Here is a 15191-nt window from a genome sequence, read left to right on the forward strand (position 1 = left end):
GCCTTTCGACGCCGGCTACTGGTTGGAGGCTATCTCAGCCACTCGGCAAGCTTCGCCTTACGCACATCGCGCAGCAGGCTGATGAAACCGTCGGCCTGATGTTCTGATGTCAACCGGCCTTTCTCGGCCGTGGCGATGCTGGCGTCGCCGACCACGCCATTCGGGTTGAGATCGCTGGCGATCCAGGCAAAGGCATGGGTGCCGGTGTGGCGCAGCAGCGAAAATTCCTTTTCGGCCTTGGCGACACTGGAAACGAAGTTGTCGGCCTTGCCCATGTCGACGAGATCCGGCCGGAAATGCAGCATCAACGACGTCTCGACATCGCCGCCATGGATGCCGTGGCGGTCCTCGAGCTCGGTGTACATGCCGGCCGGGCGGCCAAAGCGCTGCCAGCTGGTCTTCACCGCCAGCATGTTTTCGCGCACGCGCAGTTCGCGCGTGACGATGCCCATGATCTCTTCATTGCCGCCATGCGAATTGACGACGATCAGCTTGCGCACGCCGGCCCGCGCGATCGACAGGCCAAGTTCGGTCCAGGCCTCGACCAGCGTCGTTGCCGGCAGGGTGAGGGTGCCCGGTGCGTGAAGATGTTCGTTCGACTTGCCCACCGCCTGAACCGGCAGGATGCGGATGTCGAGATCCTCTGGCAGGCGGGCAATCACCGTGTCGAGCATGCCGTTCATGATCGAAGTGTCGGTCGAGACCGGCAGATGCGGACCATGCTGCTCGATCGCCGCCAGCGGCAGCACGGCGATCGTTGCCTCCGGATCGATCGAGGCGTATTCGGTCGTGCGGTAGTCGCCCCACCACACACGTCTTTTTGCAACGGTCATGTCACGCCTCTTCGATAGTAGGTCAGACCTAGCGCGGTAAGCGCGGCCTGTCGATCACCCAGCCGCGATGGCCTCGACCTCGACCTTGAACTCCGGCCGGGCGAAGCCGGAGACGATCATCAGCGTCGAGGCCGGCGCCGGGCTGGAAAACAGCCGGTCGCGGACATCCATATACGGCCGCAGGTGCACGCGGTCGGTGACGTAGGCGTTAATGCGGACGATATCCTGCAGCCCCAGACCGGCCTCTCCGAGCACTGCCGCGATGTTGCGGAAGCAGAGTTCGGCCTGCGCGCCGGCATCTTCCGGTATCTGGTCGTCCACCGTGATTGCGACCTGACCCGAGCACAGCACCAGCCGCTTGCCGGCGGGCACCTCGACGCCGTGGCTGTAGCGGGCAAAGGGCGGCTTGATCGACTTCGGGGTAAGGAACTTGAACATGGCAATCTCCGGTTCGTCGGTAGCCTAAATCCGGATGCACCATGCCTTCAAGATGGCGGTGCATGTCGCTGGGGCGATTGTGGACAGGCGTTCAAAAAATAGGCACGATGCACCTGTTGCAGCACGACCCGTCCGGCTTTCGCAGATGGCTGTGGTGCAAGCGGGCGGTCCCGGCGCAAGACGCCGGTGGCATGTGTCTTGCTTCTTGAATCTCTGGTGTCGAGCCTGGCGCGTGGCGTGCCGGAGCAAACAAAGGGTGATGTTAATGTACGGAAAACAGAAGATCTCGGTGGCGGTGGTGGCCCTGCTTGCGGCCAGCACGCTCGGTGCCGCGGCGAATGAAAAAGTCACCTTCGGCACCAACTGGTTGGCCGAGCCGGAACATGGCGGATATTATCAGGCGGTGGCTGACGGCACCTACGCCGCTTGCGGCCTTGACGTCACCATCATGCAGGGCGGTCCGCAGGTCAGCGGCCGGCCGATGCTGCTTGCCGGCAAGATCGATTTCTACATGGGTGGCAATCTGCTGTCGGCCTTCGATGCCGTCCAGCAAGGCATTCCGATGCGCGTGGTGGCGGCGGATTTCCAGAAGGACCCGCAGGTCATCATGTCCCACCCCGGCGAGGGGCTCGACAAATGGGAAGATCTGAAGAATGCCGACCAGTACATATTGGGCGACGAGGGCGTGCAGACCTTCTTCCAGTGGATGGTCATCGAGCTCGGCTTCGACGCCGCCAAGCGCGCACCCTACACCTACAACACCGCTCCGTTCCTCGCCAACAAGAAGTCAATCCAGCAGGGCTACGTCACCTCCGAGCCGTTCGCGGTCAAGAAGGAAGGCGGCTTCGTACCGAACCAGTTCCTGCTTGCCGACTATGGCTGGGACACCTACTCGACGACGATCGAGGTGATGCAGGACACGATCGACAAGAAGCCGGAGGTGGTCCAGTGCTTCGTCGATGGCTCGGCCAAGGGCTGGTACAAATATCTCTACGGCGACAACAAGGCCGCCAACGACATGATCAAGAAAGACAATCCTGACATGAGCGACGAGCAGATCGCCTTCTCGATCGAGCAGATGAAAAAGTTCGGCCTTGCCGATTCAGGCGACACCGAAAAACTCGGCATCGGCGCCATGACCGACGCGCGCATCCAGAGCTTCTACGACAAGATGGTCAAGGCCAAGGTCACGCCAGCCGGCATCGACATCAAGAAGGCCTACACGCTGACCTTCGTCAACAAGGGCGTCGGGCTCGAGCTCAAGAAGTAGGCCGTTCCGGCATGATGCAGGAGAATGTGGCGCAAGCGCCGGCGAGCGCGTCGGATGTCGCTCCGACATTGCTGGCGCTGCGCGGCGTCGGCAAGGTCTTTTCCAACGGCGTGACGGCGCTCAGCGATGTCGACCTGACGATCCGGGAAGGCGATTTCCTCAGCCTGCTCGGACCGTCGGGTTGCGGCAAGTCGACGGCGCTGCGGCTAATCGCAGGCCTGTCGACGCCGACCTCCGGCGTGCTTGACTGGCGCGGCGGCGGCTCGCTTGACCGCTCGAACATCGGCTTCGTCTTCCAGGAGCCGACGCTGCTGCCCTGGGCCAGCGTCTTCGACAATGTCTGGCTGCCGCTCAGGCTGAAAGGCGTTTCCCGCGCCAAGGCGGCGCCGGCGGTGACGGAAATGTTGGCGCGGGTGCACCTGACCGGCTTCGAAGACGCGGTGCCGCGTGAACTGTCTGGCGGCATGAAGATGCGTGTCTCGATCGCGCGCGCCATGGTGACGAAACCGCGGGTGCTGTTGATGGACGAACCGTTCGCCGCGCTCGACGAGATCACCCGCTTCAAGCTCAACAACGATCTTCTGGAGTTGTGGCAGGACGAGCGCTTCACCGTCGTCTTCGTCACCCACAGCGTCTTCGAAAGCGTGTTCCTCTCCAACCGTGTCGTCGTCATGGCGGCGCGGCCGGGCAGGGTGTTCGACGAACTCCCAATCGAGGCAGCCTATCCGCGCGACGAGGCGTTTCGGACCTCGCCCGACTATGCGGCGTTGTGCCGGCAGGCCTCCGACGTGTTGGTCAAGGCCATCAATTCAACAGCAGGCGCGCATCATGACGGCCATTGACGAGGGCGTGCTTAAACTCGATCCCGAGGAAGCGCGCCGCGTGCGCCAGGAGCGGCTCGAACGGATTGGCCGCTGGGTGTTGCCACTGGCGATCATGATCCTGGCGATCTGGCTATGGGATCGCATCTGCGTGTGGAACGAGATCCCGCAATACATCCTGCCGCGCCCCGGCGTCGTGCTGTGGACGCTCTACAACGATGCCGGCCTGCTGTTTTCCGCCCTGCTGGTCACCTTGCGCATCACCTTCCTCAGCCTGCTCCTCGCTGTTGTCGGCGGGGTCGGACTGGCGGTGTTGTTCGCGCAATCGAAATGGGTCGAGATGTCGTTCTTCCCGTTCGCCATCGTGCTGCAGGTGACGCCGATCGTGGCGATCTTCCCGCTGATCAACATCTATGTCGACAACCAGACGACGAAGCTCCTGCTCTGCGCCTGGATCGTCGCCTTCTTTCCGATCCTCTCCAACACCACGCTCGGCCTCAATTCGGTCGACCGCAACCTGCGCGACATGTTCAAGCTCAATGGCGCGACGCGCTGGCAGCAGTTGCGCTATCTCAGATTGCCCGCGGCGATGCCGTATTTCCTGGGCGGGCTGAAGATCGCCGGCGGCCTGTCTCTGATCGGCGCCGTGGTGGCCGAATTCGTCGCCGGCGCTACCGGGCAGTCGTCGGGGCTTGCCTCACGCATCATCGAAGCCGGTTATCGGCTCAACGCGCCGCGGCTGTTCGCGGCGCTGTTCCTGATCTCGCTCACCGGCATCGTGATCTTCCTCGTTCTGTCGCTGATTTCGCATCTCATTCTAAGGCGCTGGCACGAAAGCGCGCTGAAGCAGGAGCGGTAGTTCCTTGGTACCGAACACAGGTTCCTACCGCCTCGCCAACGCACGGGTTCACGCGTCCCTGACGCCGGGATTCACCACTGCTTTCGACAGCGATGGCTTTGCGCTTGCGGACATCGCTGTCGCCGACGGCAGGATTTCCAGCATCAACGCGCATGGCCGTACAGCAGTGCCAGTGGACGCCATAGACCTTGGCGGCCGCATCATCTTGCCGTGCTTCGTCGACTGCCATACGCATATCGACAAGGGCCATATCTGGCCGAGAAAGCCCAATCCCGACGGCACCTTCATGGGCGCGCTGAACGCCACCGGCGCCGACCGTGCCGCGCGCTGGAACGCCGAGGACGTGGCGCGGCGCATGGATTTCTCGCTGCGCTCGGCCTACGCGCATGGCACCAGGGCACTGCGCACCCATCTCGACAGCGTCGCCCCGCAAGAGGAAATCTCCTGGCCGGTGTTCGAAACGATGCGCGAGACATGGCGCGGCCGCATCGAACTGCAGGGCGCGTGCCTGATCGGCATCGAGGGCGTGCGCGACAAAAAATGGTTCGACAGGCTGGCAAAAAGGGTCGCCGCGGCCAAGGGTGTTCTCGGTGTCGTCACCTATATGGTGCCGGATCTGGAAGAGCTGCTAGACCATGTCTTCGCGCAAGCGATCAAGCATGGCCTCGATCTCGATTTCCATGCCGACGAGACCGACGACATCGCCGCGATCTCGCTGAAGAAGATCGCCGAGGCGGCACTGTGGAACGGCTTCGAGGGCAACATCCTCGTCGGCCATTGCTGCTCGCTGGCGCGCCAGCCCGATCTCGACGTGCTCGACACGCTGGACAAGGTGGCGAAGGCCGGGCTCGCGGTCGTGTCGCTGCCGATGTGCAATCTCTATTTGCAGGACCGGCGCGGCGACCACACCACGCCGCGCTGGCGCGGCGTGACGCTGCTGCACGAGATGAAGACGCGTGGCATTCCAGTTGCCGTTGCTTCCGACAACACGCGTGACCCGTTCTATGCCTATGGCGATCTCGACATGCTTGAGGTCTATCGCATGGCGACGCGCATCCTGCATTTCGATCATCCGGTCGCCGACTGGCCGCAAGCGGTCACCGCGACACCGGCCAAGGTGATGCGGCTCGACGGTTTCGGCACGCTTGCCACCGGCGGTGATGCCGACTTCATCGTGTTCAAAGGCAGGAGCTGGACGGAATTGCTGTCGCGGCCCGAATCGGATCGCATCGTCGTGCGCGGCGGGCGCGCGATCGACCGGCAATTGCCCGACTATGCCGAACTCGATGAACTAATGGTGGAATGATGGACGTTTCGGCGCTCAAACGCGATCTCGACGGGCTGAAGCTCGACGACAATCCGGCCATCGTCCAGCAGAAGAGCCGCGACTTCTACTGGTACAGCCCGGTGCTGAAGCAGCAGCTCGACCATGTCACCGGCGACCTGATCGTGACGCCGAAGAACGAGGCCGAGCTGATCCGAGTGCTTGCGGCCTGCCACAGGCATGGCGTGCCGGTGACACCGCGCGGCAGCGGCACCGGCAATTATGGGCAGGCGATGCCGCTCTCCGGTGGCGTGGTGCTCAACCTTGCCGAGATGAACCAAATCAAGTCGATCGCGCCGGGACGCGTGGTGACCGGGCCAGGTGCGGTCCTGGCGGACATCGACAAGGCAACGCGGGCGCATTCCGGCCAGGAACTCCGGCTGTCGCCCTCCACCTACAACACCGCCTCGATCGGCGGTTTCATCGCCGGCGGTTCGGGCGGCGTCGGTTCGATCAATTTCGGTGGCCTGCGCGATTTCGGCAATGTGCTTCGCCTGCGCGTGGTGACCATGGAGGCCGAGCCGAAGGCGCTCGAACTCACCGGCGAGGATCTGCACAAGGTGACCCACGCCTATGGCACCAACGGCATCATCACCGAAGTCGAGATGCCGCTGACATCAGCCTATGACTGGATCGATGTCATCGTCGGTTTCGACAGCTTCATGGCGGCGGCCCGCTATGGCAATGCGCTGGCTTGCCAGGACGGCATCCTGACCAAGCTGATCACGCCGATAGCGGCGCCCGTGCCGCAGCTCTATTTCAAGCGGCACCAGAAGTTCCTCGGGGAAGGGCAGAGCATCTGTGTCGTCATGGTGGCGCAGCATGGGCTCGATGCCTTCCTGGCCTTCACTCGCCGTGCCGGCGGAGAGGTTATTTTCAATGCCGCCACAGTGACGCCGGAGGACAAGAAGGGCCTGCCGCCCGCCTATGAGCTGGCCTGGAACCACACCACGCTCAGGGCGCTGCGCGTCGATCCCTCGATCACCTACCTGCAATCGCTCTATCCCTTCCCCAACCAGTTGGCGCTGGTCGAGAAGATGGACGCGATGTTTCCTGGCGAGGTTTTTTCGCATCTGGAATTCGTGCGGCTGGACGGCAACATCACCTGCTTCGGCCTGCCGCTGGTCAAGTTCACCACCGAAGCGCGGCTCGACGAAATCGTGCGCCTGCACGAGGAGAATGGCTGCCCGATCTTCAACCCGCACCGCTACACGCTGGAAGAGGGCGGCATGAAGCAGACGGACGCGGTGCAGCTTGCCTTCAAGCGCGAGACCGATCCGCAAGGCCTGCTCAACCCCGGCAAGATGATCGCCTGGGAGAACCCGGACTATGACTACCGTTCGGGCCGGACATTCCTGTTCAAGGGGCTGCAAAAGGCCGGCTGATGAACATCCTCGTCCTCCACGCCCATCCGGTCGAGACCAGCTTCAATGCCGGCCTGCACCGGATGATCGTCGAGCGGCTGACGGCGGCGGGCCACAAGGTCGACGACTGCGATCTCTACGCCGAGGATTTCGATCCGCGGCTGACGCGCCAGGAGCGGCTGGACTACCACAATGAGCGCGGCCCGGCCGACCCTGTGGCGCCCTATGTCGAGCGCCTGCTGCGCGCCGAAGCGCTGGTGCTTTCCTATCCGGTCTGGAACTATGGCTTTCCGGCGGTCCTGAAAGGTTTCTTCGATCGCGTCTTCCTGCCTGGCGTGTCGTTCAAGCTGGTCAACGGCAAGGTGCAGCCGTCGCTGCACAACATCATCAAGGTCGCGGCGGTGACCACCTATGGCGGCAGCCGGTTCCGCGCCATGCTGATGGGCGACCCGCCGCGCAAGCTTGTCAAGCGCATGCTGCGCGCCACCGTAAAGCCCGGTGCGCCGGTGAGCTATCTCGCGCATTATGCGATGAACCTGTCGACCATTGAGACGCGCAAGGCCTTCATGGCCAAGGTCGCGGCCGGCATGGACGCCTTCTGATGCGGGCACTGGTGGTCTACTGCCATCCGGTGCCGGAGAGCTTTTGCGCGGCGATCCGTGACACTGCCGTCGAGGTGCTGAAGGCGCGAGGCTGGGAGGTGCGGCTGCTCGACCTCTATGCGGAAAAATTCGACCCGGTGATGGGCTGCGACGAACGGCGTTCCTACAATGAACAGGCGCCGCAGGATCCGGCGCTGAAGCCGCATATCGAGCTGCTCAACTGGGCCGAAGCGATCCTGTTCGTCTATCCGACCTGGTGGTACGGGCTGCCGGCGATGCTGAAGGGGTGGCTCGACCGGGTGTGGGCGACGGACGTCGCCTTCAAGCTGCCGGCGGGCAAGGGGCGGATCAAGTCGCTGATGACGCATGTGACCAAGGTCGGTGTCATCACAACCTGCGGTGCGCCGACCTGGTGGAGCGTCGTCGTCGGCCAGCCCGGACGCAAGACCCTGCTGCGCGGCATGCGAGCGCTGTGCGCGACGCGCTGCCGGACCTTCTTCCTGGCGCACTACCTCATGGATGCCTCGACGCCACAAACGCGGGCTTCGTTTCTGGCGAAGGTACGGGCGAAGCTGGAGCGGTTTTGAGGGGTTAGCGTCCTTCTCTCCGTTTACGGGGAGAAGGATAAGCGCTTACATCCTCGTCCGCTCCGACTTCGGGTCATACATCGGCTTCAGCGAGGCTTCCGCAGCAAAACGCTCGCCGGCGATCTCGATCTCGTAAGACGAGGCCAGCACATCCGCCTCGCTCTCGCCCTGGCACGGCACATAGCCCAGCCCAATGGCGCCGCCAAGATGATGGCCGTAATTGCCCGAGGTGATCGGACCGACGATCTTGCCGTCGCGCAGTATCGCCTCGTTGTGGAAGAGCAGGGGTTGCGGCTCCTTCAACCGGAACTGCACCAGCCGGCGTGACAGGCCGGCCTCCTTCTTCCGCAGCACCGCATCGCGACCGATGAAGTCGCTCTTGGCCGTCTTCACGGCAAAGCCGAGGCCTGCTTCCAGCACATTGTCCTCATCAGTGATGTCGTGGCCGAAATGCCGGAAGGCCTTTTCGATGCGGCAGGAATCCAGCGTGTGCAGGCCGCACAGCTTCAGGCCGACATCGGCGCCGGCCTCGTCGATCGCCTCGAAGACATGGGCTGCCTGGTCGGTCGAGACATAGAGCTCCCAGCCGAGTTCACCGACATAGGTGACGCGATGGGCGCGGGCCAGGCCCATGCCGATCTCGATCTCCTGAAACGTCCCGAACGGGTTGGCTTCGTTGGAGAAATCGTTCGGGCTGACCTTCTGGATCAGCTTTCGCGAGTCCGGCCCCATCAGGCAGAGCACGGCTTCGGTCGCCGTTACGTCGGTGACGACCACGAACTCGTCGGTCAGGTGCTTGCGCAGCCAGGCGAGGTCGCGCTGCAGCGTCGCGCCGGGGACGACGAGGAAGTAGGCTGTCTCGGACAGCCGCGAGACGGTGAGGTCGCTCTCGATGCCGCCGCGCTGGTTTAGCATCTGCGTGTAAACGATCTTGCCCGGCGCCACATCCATGTCGTTGGCGCAGAGCTTTTGCAGGAAAGCACAGGCGTCACGGCCCTCGACCCGGATCTTGCCGAACGAGGTCATGTCGAAAAGACCGACCTTGTTCCTGACCGCCAGATGTTCCTCGCGCTGGTTGTCGAACCAGTTCTGCCGTTTCCAGGAATAGCGGTATTCGCGTTCCTGACCGTCACGGGCAAACCAGTTGGCACGCTCCCATCCGGCGACCTCGCCGAAGACGGCGCCACGCGCCTTGAGATGCTCATGCAGGGGTGAGCGACGGACATTGCGCGATGTCGCCATCTGCCGATAGGGGAAATGGTCGGCGTAGAGCAGGCCGAGCGTTTCGGAGACGCGCTCCTTCAAATAGCGGCGGTTCTTCTGGAACGGCTGGGCGCGGCGAATGTCGACTTCCCACAGATCAAAGGGTGCTTCGCCGTCATTGATCCACTGCGCCAGCGCCATGCCGGCGCCGCCGGAGGAGACGATGCCGATCGAGTTGTAGCCGGTCGCCATCCAGTAGCCGGACAGTTCCGGCGCCTCGCCAAGATAGTAGCGGTCGTCGGGGGTGAAGCTTTCGGGACCGTTGAAGAAGGTGTGGATGCCGGCGGTCGCCAGCATCGGCATGCGGTTGACGCCCATTTCGAGGATCGGCTCGAAATGGTCCATGTCCTCGGGCAACTGGTCGAAGCAGAAATCCTCGCGGATGCCGTCCATGCCCCAGGGCTTGGCCACCGGCTCGAAGGCGCCGAGCATCATCTTGCCGGCGTCTTCCTTGTAGTAGGCGCATTCGTCCGGCACGCGCAGCACCGGCAGGCGAGAGAGGCCGGGGATCGGCTCGGTGACGAGGTAAAAGTGCTCGCAGGCATGCAGCGGGATAGTGACGCCATTCTGGGCGCCAAGCTCACGCGCCCACATACCTGCACAGTTGACGACAATGTCGGCTTCGATCGTGCCTTGATCCTCGCCTTGCGCCCACGACACGCCGGTGACGCGACCGGCCTTGGTTTGGACCTTGGTGACCTTGACATTCTCGACGATGGTGGCGCCGCGCTGGCGCGCGCCCTTGGCCAGCGCCATCGCAATGTTGGCGGGGTCGCACTGGCCGTCGAGCGGCAGATGCACGGCGCCAACGACGTCGGAGACATTGAGATGCGGGTACATCTCCTTGACTTCATTGGGCGAAATTTCGCGCACGTCGACGTCGAAGGCACGGGCAAGCGAGGCCTGCCGGTAGATTTCGTGCTTGCGCTCCTCGGTCAGCGCGACGGTGATCGAGCCGACCTGCCGCATTCCGGTGCCGACCTCGGTTTCGGCTTCCAGCTTGACGTATAGGTCGGCCGAATATTTCGCCAGCCGGGTCATGTTCTGCGAGCCGCGCAACTGGCCGATCAGGCCGGCAGCGTGCCAGGTCGTGCCCGACGTCAGCTGCTTGCGCTCCAGGAGCACGATGTCGGTCCAGCCGAGCTTGGCCAGATGATAGGCGACCGAACAGCCGGAGACGCCGCCGCCTATGATGACCGCTCTTGCCTTGGTGGGGATGGCCTTGGCGGTCATGCGGCCTCGCGGCGATAGCTGGAAGCAAAACGGCGCAGCCGAAGTGCTGCTTCCTGCAGCACGGGCTCCGGCTGGCAAAGGCTGATGCGAATGTGGCCGGCGGCGGCCTCGCCGAAGCTGGAGCCGGGCATCACGCCGACCTTTTCCCTCTCGAGCAAGGCCCAGGCGAATTTCTCGTCGTCGGGTTCGACGGCCGATATGTCGAGCATGACGTACATACCGCCTTCAGAACCGCGCACGGTGACATCGTTCATGCCACGCACGGCGTCGAGCAAGACTGTGCGCCGCGCAGCGTAGCGTTCGGCGATTTCCTTGACGCCATAGCGGTTCTCGAGCGCTTCGGAGCAGGCAATCGAGATGAAGGCCGGCAAGCCATAGGTCGTCACCAGATTGAGATTGACCAGCAGCGAGATCATCTCTTGCGGACCCGTCAGCCAGCCCATGCGCCAGCCGGTCATGCCGTGGCTCTTCGACATGGAATTGATGACCAGAGTGCGCTCGGCCATGCCAGGCAACGAACGCGGCGAGACGTGCTCACCGCCCCCCAGCGTCCAGTAGACCTCGTCGGATAACAGCCAGAGATCATGCTCCCTGCAGACCTCGGCCAGCTGTTCCAGCCGCTCGCGCGAATAGACCGCACCGGTCGGGTTGTTCGGCGTGTTGATCAGGATTGCGCGGGTGTTCGGCCGAAGTGCTGCGCGGATCATGTCGGCATGAGGCTGGAAGCCGTCCTCGGCCGGTGTCTCGACCACGGTGAAGCTGGCGCCGGCGGCGCTGAACGTGTTGGGATAGGTGGCGTAGTAGGGCGCCACCACGATGGCATGATCGCCCTGGTCGAGAACGGCCTGCACGGCCGCGTAGAGTGCGGCCTGGCCGCCCGGCGTGGCGATGACCTGGTCCGGTGTCGTCTCGACGCCGGTGCAGGCGCTCGAGGCCGCCGCCATTGCCTTGCGCAGGCGTGGCAGGCCGGGAAGCGGGGTGTAGTGGTGATTGCTGCCGCGAACCGCTGCCACACAGGCTTCGATCGTTTCCGAAGGCGTATCGAAATCATGGTCGCCGACCGACAACATAATGATGTCTTCGCCGGCCTCCTTGCGGGTCCAGGCGGCGAAATGGACTTCCCAGCCATCCTTGCCCGAAGGCACGATGCCGGAGATGCGCGATGATGGTCTAGGCATGTATATCTCCCGAAATTTCGTAGCCGGCCTGTTCGAGCCGGTCGCGCAGCGCGGCGATATGTGGCGGTCCGACTTCGCAGCAGCCGCCGACAATGCTCGCGCCGGCCTCCACCCAGCCGATGGCCTGGTCGGCATAGGCATCCGGACCGAGGTCGTGGCGGGCATGCAGCACATCGACGGTGCCGCCGTGCTTGAGCGCTTCGGTGGAGGTGAAGCCATTGGCATAGGCGCCGACCGGGCCGCCGAGTTCGATCAGTTCAGGCAAAGCCGCGGCGATCGCTTCCGGCCGGCAGCAGTTAAGCAGCCGCGCGGCGACAGTCAGGCCGTCGAGCGCGCTTGCCGCAGCGGCTATTGTCTCGCCACTGCGCAGGCGTGGCTTGCCGTGATCGGCCAGTGTCCACGATACCCATATGGGTTTGCCGCTTTCCGACGCGGCGGTGACGGCCGCACCCGCCTCCTCGGTAGACGCCATGGTCTCGCAGAGGAACAGGTCGACGCCATCCGCCTGCTCGGCAACGATGCGGCGATAGATATCGAGCGTATCCTGATATGAAATGGTCAGCGCGGGCGCGTAGCTGCCGAAAAGCGGTGACAGGCAGCCGGCGATGGTTGCCTCGCCGGCCTGGTCGCAGGCCTGCCTTGCAAGCTCGATGCCGCGCTTCTGCAGTGGCTTGAAGAGCTCTTCCGCGCCCTCGCGCGCCAGGCGTTCGGGTGTCGCCGAATAGGTGTTTATGGTGATGACGCGGGCGCCGGCACGGATAAATTCCGCGTGCAGGTCGCGCACGAGATCCGGCTCGTCGATCAGTACTCTGGCCGACCATAGTGGCGTCGGCTCGGATTTGCTGCGGCGGACCAATTCCTGGCCCATGCCGCCATCCGTGAGGATGATCTTCTTCATGCGCGCAGCCTCTCGTTCTTCGGATCCCACAAAGGCTCGTCCTTCTGCACGACCGCCTGAAATCGGTCGCCGAAGATTTCGACCTCGATCCTTGTTCCCGGCTCCGCCAGATCGGCGCGCAGCATGCCGAGCGCGATCGACTTGTCGATCCTATGACCCCAGCCGCCCGATGTCGTTTCGCCGACGATCTTGCCTTCGTGCCAGAGTGTGGAAACAGAAGGGGCGTCGCAGTCACCGGGGTTCTCGACGACCAGCGTGACGAAACGCTTCTTCACGCCTTGCTGCTTCTCGTTCAGCAGTGCCGCCTTGCCGCGGAAATCCGGCTTGTCCCATTTGACGAAGCGCTCCAATCCGCCTTGGAGGATCGAATAGTCGGTCGTCAGGTCACCCTTCCAGGTGCGGTAGCCTTTTTCGAGCCGGAGCGAATCCAGCGCGTACATGCCGAATGGTCTCAGGCCATGCTGCTCTCCGACCGCGCAGATGGCATCAAAGATGGCCGCGGTGTCGTCGACCCTGGTGTGGATTTCCCAGCCGAGTTCGCCGGCGAAGGAGACGCGCACCAGCTTCGCCCAGCGGCCGGCGATCTTCGTCTCTTGGTGTGTCAGCCACGGCAAAGCAAGGTCGGCGCTGCAGACAGCGGCGAGGATTTTTCGCGAGTTCGGGCCGGCCAGGATCTGGGTGGAAAATTCCTCGGTGCGGTCGATCAGCCTGAACGGCGCACCTTTGGGCATGCGGGATTTCAGCCACTCGAAATCATGCCATTGCGCGACCGCCGCGGTGATCAGCGTCATCAGGTTCTCATCATGGCGCACGACCGACATTTCGGTGACGATGCGGCCCTCGTCGTCCGCGAAATAGACGAGGCCGATGCGGCCGGGCTTCGGCACCAGCCCGGTGACCTGCAGGCTCAACCATTCGGCAGCACCCGGGCCGTCGAGGTTGAAGCGCGAGAAGCCCGGCAGGTCAAGGATGCCGGCCGCGTCGCGGACGGCCAGGCATTCCTCGCGGACGCGATTGTGCCACGGTCCTTCGCGACGGAAGGTCAGCGTCGCTTCCTCGGAAATGTCGTCGCCATCCTTGGCATACCAGGTGGCGCGTTCCCAGCCATTATAGGCATCGAAGCGGGCGCCGAGGGCCTTGATGCGATCATGGATCGGCGACAGCTTGCGATCACGGCCCTCCGGCCAGGCATGGCGCGGGAACTGGATGGCGTATTCGTTGCCGTAAATCTCCATGCCCTTGGCGACGCAATAGTCCGGCGCGGCAGCAAAGGAGGTGAAACGGCGTGGATCGCACGACCACATGTCCCATTCGGTCTGGCCCTGTGTCACCCATTCGGCCAGCACCTTGCCGGCGCCGCCGCCCTGGGCGATGCCGAAGGTGAAGACGCACGCCTCGAAGGCGTTGGGAACGCCGGGCATCGGCCCGATCAGCGGATTGCCGTCCGGCGTATAGGGGATCGGACCGTTGATGACCTTGGACAGGCCGGCGGTGCCCAGGATCGGCACGCGGGCGACGGCATCGGCCAGATAATGTTCGAGCCGGTCGAGGTCGTCGGGGAACAACTGGAAGGAAAAGTCCTCCGGCATCGGATCATTGTGGGTCGCCCAATGCGCGCGGCAGTTGCGCTCATAGGGGCCGAGATTCATGCCGTTCTTTTCCTGGCGCAGATAGTAGGAGGTGTCGACGTCGCGCAGCAGCGGCAGTTTCTTGCCCTGCTCCTTCGACCAGGCCGCCAGTTCGGGGATTTCCTCGAACAATATGTACTGATGGCTCATCACCATCATCGGCACCTCGCGGCCGAACATCTTGCCGACTTCGGCGGCGCGGTAGCCGGCGGCATTGACGACGATCTCGCAGCGGATTTCGCCTTGCGCTGTCTCGACCACCCATTCATCGTTCTCGCGGCGCACGCCGGTGACCGGACAGAAGCGGATGATCCTGGCGCCCATGTCGCGCGCGCCCTTGGCCAGCGCCTGGGTCAACTGCGCCGGATCGATGTCCCCGTCGCTCGGATCGTAGAGCGCGCCTTTCAGATCATGCGTCTCGATGAAGGGGTAGCGGCGTTTGATCTCGTCGACGCCAACGACGTCGATGTCCATGCCCTGATAGCGGCCCATGCCCTTTGCGCGCTGGAACTCCTGCATGCGCTCGACCGAGTGGGCGAGGCGCACCGAACCGGTGACGTGGTAGTTCATGGGATAGTCGACCGCTTCGGCCAGCCCGCGATAGAGCTCGGTCGAATAGCGCTGCATGTTCATTAGCGACCAGGACGAGGAGAAGGTCGGCACATTGCCGGCGGCATGCCAGGTCGAGCCGGAGGTCAGCTCGTTCTTTTCGAGCAGCACGCAGTCGGTCCAGCCCGCTTTGGCGAGATGATAGAGCGCGGACGTGCCGACGGCACCCCCTCCGATGATCACCACGCGTGCCGTGCTCGGCAAACCGGCCATGTTCTTCTCCCTGACAAAACCCAAAGCGCGTTGCGCTTTCCATTTTTTGTTTTTGATGCCTGTCGTTGTCC

General features: G+C 63.5%; 13 protein-coding genes. 7 read left to right on the forward strand and 6 right to left on the reverse strand.

The window, feature by feature from the left end:
- Positions 1 to 29: 29 nt before the first annotated feature.
- Positions 30 to 833, reverse strand: coding sequence for a creatininase family protein (locus tag HNQ71_RS15775; RefSeq protein ID WP_184873494.1), 804 nt, complete (start codon positions 831 to 833; stop codon positions 30 to 32).
- Positions 834 to 887: 54 nt separating this feature from the next.
- Positions 888 to 1271, reverse strand: coding sequence for a RidA family protein (locus tag HNQ71_RS15780; protein WP_184873495.1), 384 nt, complete (start codon positions 1269 to 1271; stop codon positions 888 to 890).
- A 265-nt stretch (positions 1272 to 1536) separates the two neighbouring features.
- Between HNQ71_RS15780 and HNQ71_RS15785 the strand changes: the two genes are divergently transcribed.
- Genes HNQ71_RS15785 through HNQ71_RS15815 form a run of 7 tightly spaced genes read left to right on the forward strand, consistent with a single transcriptional unit; the run spans position 1537 to position 8098 of the window.
- Positions 1537 to 2541, forward strand: a complete 1005-nt coding sequence (locus HNQ71_RS15785) for an ABC transporter substrate-binding protein (RefSeq protein ID WP_095087295.1) — start codon at positions 1537 to 1539, stop codon at positions 2539 to 2541.
- Positions 2542 to 2552: 11 nt separating this feature from the next.
- Positions 2553 to 3383 carry an ABC transporter ATP-binding protein gene (locus HNQ71_RS15790; protein WP_184873496.1) on the forward strand — a complete coding sequence of 277 codons (831 nt, stop codon included), beginning with the start codon at positions 2553 to 2555 and terminating at the stop codon, positions 3381 to 3383.
- Positions 3370 to 4221 carry an ABC transporter permease gene (locus tag HNQ71_RS15795; protein ID WP_184873497.1) on the forward strand — a complete coding sequence of 284 codons (852 nt, stop codon included), beginning with the start codon at positions 3370 to 3372 and terminating at the stop codon, positions 4219 to 4221. Before HNQ71_RS15790 ends, HNQ71_RS15795 begins: the two co-directional genes overlap by 14 nt.
- Before the next feature lie 4 nt (positions 4222 to 4225).
- On the forward strand, positions 4226 to 5527 hold the full coding sequence (locus HNQ71_RS15800; protein WP_184873498.1) for a cytosine deaminase: 1302 nt from the start codon (positions 4226 to 4228) through the stop codon (positions 5525 to 5527).
- Positions 5527 to 6930, forward strand: coding sequence for an FAD-binding oxidoreductase (locus HNQ71_RS15805; protein ID WP_184874363.1), 1404 nt, complete (start codon positions 5527 to 5529; stop codon positions 6928 to 6930). The genes HNQ71_RS15800 and HNQ71_RS15805 overlap by 1 nt, the downstream gene beginning before the upstream one ends.
- Positions 6930 to 7511: an NAD(P)H-dependent oxidoreductase gene (locus HNQ71_RS15810; protein WP_184873499.1), complete on the forward strand. Its 582-nt coding sequence runs from the start codon at positions 6930 to 6932 to the stop codon at positions 7509 to 7511. Before HNQ71_RS15805 ends, HNQ71_RS15810 begins: the two co-directional genes overlap by 1 nt.
- Positions 7511 to 8098 carry an NAD(P)H-dependent oxidoreductase gene (locus HNQ71_RS15815; RefSeq protein WP_184873500.1) on the forward strand — a complete coding sequence of 196 codons (588 nt, stop codon included), beginning with the start codon at positions 7511 to 7513 and terminating at the stop codon, positions 8096 to 8098. Before HNQ71_RS15810 ends, HNQ71_RS15815 begins: the two co-directional genes overlap by 1 nt.
- Positions 8099 to 8143: 45 nt before the next feature.
- On the opposite strand, the gene HNQ71_RS15820 is transcribed toward HNQ71_RS15815, so the two are convergent.
- The 4 genes from HNQ71_RS15820 to HNQ71_RS15835 are packed head-to-tail and all read right to left on the reverse strand — an operon-like array spanning position 8144 to position 15120.
- Positions 8144 to 10594, reverse strand: a complete 2451-nt coding sequence (locus HNQ71_RS15820) for a GcvT family protein (protein WP_184873501.1) — start codon at positions 10592 to 10594, stop codon at positions 8144 to 8146.
- Complete coding sequence (locus tag HNQ71_RS15825) at positions 10591 to 11772, reverse strand: pyridoxal phosphate-dependent aminotransferase (RefSeq protein WP_184873502.1); 1182 nt, start codon at positions 11770 to 11772, stop codon at positions 10591 to 10593. Before HNQ71_RS15825 ends, HNQ71_RS15820 begins: the two co-directional genes overlap by 4 nt.
- Positions 11765 to 12670 carry a homocysteine S-methyltransferase family protein gene (locus tag HNQ71_RS15830; RefSeq protein ID WP_184873503.1) on the reverse strand — a complete coding sequence of 302 codons (906 nt, stop codon included), beginning with the start codon at positions 12668 to 12670 and terminating at the stop codon, positions 11765 to 11767. Before HNQ71_RS15830 ends, HNQ71_RS15825 begins: the two co-directional genes overlap by 8 nt.
- Complete coding sequence (locus HNQ71_RS15835) at positions 12667 to 15120, reverse strand: GcvT family protein (protein ID WP_184873504.1); 2454 nt, start codon at positions 15118 to 15120, stop codon at positions 12667 to 12669. The genes HNQ71_RS15830 and HNQ71_RS15835 overlap by 4 nt, the downstream gene beginning before the upstream one ends.
- Positions 15121 to 15191: the final 71 nt, after the last annotated feature.

This window comes from Mesorhizobium sangaii (assembly GCF_014207355.1).
Classification (GTDB): domain Bacteria; phylum Pseudomonadota; class Alphaproteobacteria; order Rhizobiales; family Rhizobiaceae; genus Mesorhizobium; species Mesorhizobium sangaii.

Bases quoted from the DNA above. Each gene is read 5' to 3' on its own strand.
- HNQ71_RS15775 (WP_184873494.1), bottom strand. From the start codon at position 833: ATGACCGTTGCAAAAAGACGTGTGTGGTGGGGCGACTACCGCACGACC.
- HNQ71_RS15780 (WP_184873495.1), bottom strand. From the start codon at position 1,271: ATGTTCAAGTTCCTTACCCCGAAGTCGATCAAGCCGCCCTTTGCCCGC.
- HNQ71_RS15785 (WP_095087295.1), top strand. From the start codon at position 1,537: ATGTACGGAAAACAGAAGATCTCGGTGGCGGTGGTGGCCCTGCTTGCG.
- HNQ71_RS15790 (WP_184873496.1), top strand. From the start codon at position 2,553: ATGATGCAGGAGAATGTGGCGCAAGCGCCGGCGAGCGCGTCGGATGTC.
- HNQ71_RS15795 (WP_184873497.1), top strand. From the start codon at position 3,370: ATGACGGCCATTGACGAGGGCGTGCTTAAACTCGATCCCGAGGAAGCG.
- HNQ71_RS15805 (WP_184874363.1), top strand. From the start codon at position 5,527: ATGGACGTTTCGGCGCTCAAACGCGATCTCGACGGGCTGAAGCTCGAC.
- HNQ71_RS15810 (WP_184873499.1), top strand. From the start codon at position 6,930: ATGAACATCCTCGTCCTCCACGCCCATCCGGTCGAGACCAGCTTCAAT.
- HNQ71_RS15815 (WP_184873500.1), top strand. From the start codon at position 7,511: ATGCGGGCACTGGTGGTCTACTGCCATCCGGTGCCGGAGAGCTTTTGC.
- HNQ71_RS15820 (WP_184873501.1), bottom strand. From the start codon at position 10,594: ATGACCGCCAAGGCCATCCCCACCAAGGCAAGAGCGGTCATCATAGGC.
- HNQ71_RS15825 (WP_184873502.1), bottom strand. From the start codon at position 11,772: ATGCCTAGACCATCATCGCGCATCTCCGGCATCGTGCCTTCGGGCAAG.
- HNQ71_RS15830 (WP_184873503.1), bottom strand. From the start codon at position 12,670: ATGAAGAAGATCATCCTCACGGATGGCGGCATGGGCCAGGAATTGGTC.
- HNQ71_RS15835 (WP_184873504.1), bottom strand. From the start codon at position 15,120: ATGGCCGGTTTGCCGAGCACGGCACGCGTGGTGATCATCGGAGGGGGT.